This is a genomic window from Actinomycetota bacterium (assembly GCA_005774595.1).
Taxonomy (GTDB): Bacteria; Actinomycetota; Coriobacteriia; order Anaerosomatales; family D1FN1-002; genus D1FN1-002.
This window is the reverse complement of the sequence record VAUM01000345.1, coordinates 1-1,922: the sequence shown is the minus strand read 5'-3', so window position 1 is coordinate 1,922 and position 1,922 is coordinate 1. Positions and strand designations below refer to the sequence as shown.

At 68.4% G+C, this 1,922-nt stretch carries 1 protein-coding gene; it reads right to left on the bottom strand.

Annotated features, from left to right (window positions below):
- Nucleotides 1-1,922 (bottom strand): tandem-95 repeat protein (locus FDZ70_09925; GenBank protein ID TLM68804.1); only part of this gene is annotated, 1,922 nt, incomplete at both ends.

Genomic DNA, 1,922 nt, shown 5'->3' with positions numbered 1-1,922 from the left:
GTCGACGGTGACCACGTTCGAGTCGGCCGTGCCGTCGTTGGCGTGGTAGGTGAAGGAGTCGCTGCCGTTCCAGTCCGCGTCCGGCACGTACACGAACGAGCCGTCGGCGTTCAGCGTGAGCGTGCCGTTGGACACGCCGGTGTCGAGCACGGCGTCGAGCGGGTCGCCGTCGATGTCGGTGTCGTTCACGAGCACGCCCGGCGCCGCGACGGTGAGCGTCGTGTCCTCCGCGGTCGAGTAGGCGTCATCGGCGGCGACCGGGGCGTCGTTGACCGGGTTCACGGTGACGGTCACGGTCGCAGCGGTCGGTGAGTCGTCGGTGCCGTCGTTGCAGTAGTAGGTGAACGAGTCGGTGCCGTACCAGTCGGCGTCCGGTGTGTAGAGGAACGACCCGTCGGCGAGCAGCACGAGCGTGCCGTGGTCAACATCGGCGACGAGCACCGCGCTGAGCGGATCGCCCTCGATGTCGGTGTCGTTGCCGAGCACGCCGGGAGCGGCGATCACGAGCGGCGTGTCCTCGTCGGTGGTGTACGCATCGTCGACAGCGACCGGGGCGTCGTTGACCGGGGTCACCGTGATGTCGACGGTGGCGACGTTGGACAGGTCATTACCGTCGTCGGCCTGGTAGGTGAAGGAGTCGGATCCGTACCAGTCCGCATCCGGCACGTAGGTGAACGAGCCGTCGGCGTTCAGGGTGAGCGCGCCGTGGGCGGGCCCGAGGACGAGCGCGGCCGTCAGCGGGTCGCTCTCGGTGTCGGTGTCGTTGGTCAGCACGCCCGGAGCTGCGATGGTCAGCGTGGTGTCCTCGGCGGTGGAGTAGGAGTCGGCCACGGCGACAGGCGCGTCGTTGACCGGGCCGACCGTGATGTCGACGGTGACGATGTTCGAGTCGGCCGTGCCGTCGTTGGCGTGGTAGGTGAAGCTGTCGGAGCCGTTCCAGTCCGCGTCAGGCACGTAGGTGAAGCTGCCGTCGGCGTTCAGGGTGAGCGTGCCGTTGGACACGTCGGTGTCGAGCACCGCGTCGAGCGGGTCGCCGTCGATGTCGGTGTCGTTGGTCAGCACGCCGAGCGCCGCGACCGTGAGCGTCGTGTCCTCGGCGACTGAGTACGCGTCGTCGGCGGCGACCGGAGCATCGTTGACCGGGCCGACCGTGATGTCGACGGTGACGATGTTCGAGTCGGCCGTGCCGTCGTTGGCGTGGTAGGTGAAGCTGTCGGAGCCGTTCCAGTCCGCGTCAGGCACGTAGGTGAAGCTGCCGTCGGCGTTCAGGGTGAGCGTGCCGTTGGACACGTCGGTGTCGAGCACGGCGTCGAGCGGATCGCCGTCGACGTCGGTGTCGTTTCCGAGCACGCCCGGAGCGGCGACCGTGAGCGTCGTGTCCTCAGCGGTGCTGTAGGAGTCCGCGCCCGCCACCGGCGCGTCATTGACGGGCGTCACCGCGATCCAGACCGTCGCGACGTTCGAGTCGTCGAAACCGTCGTTGCAGTAGTAGGTGAACGAGTCGGTGCCGTTCCAGTCGGCGTCCGGGGTGTAGAGGAACGACCCGTCGGCGAGCAGCACGAGCGTGCCGTTCGCCACGTCGGCGACGAGCACGGCGTTCAGCGGATCGCCCTCTATGTCGGTGTCGTTGCCGAGAACACCCGGCGCGGCAATCACAAGCGGCGTGTCCTCGTCGGTCGTGTACGCGTCGTCCGCGGCGACCGGAGCGTCGTTCACGGGGGTGACGGTGATGTCGACCGTGGCGACGTTGGACAGGTCGGCACCGTCGTCGGCCTGGTAGGTGAACGAGTCGGGGCCGTTCCAGTCCGCGTCCGGCACGTAGGTGAACGAGCCGTCGGCGTTCAGAGTGAGCGTGCCGTGGGCGGGGCCGAGGACGAGTGCGGCCGTCAGCGGGTCGCTCTCGGTATCGGTGTCGTTGGCCA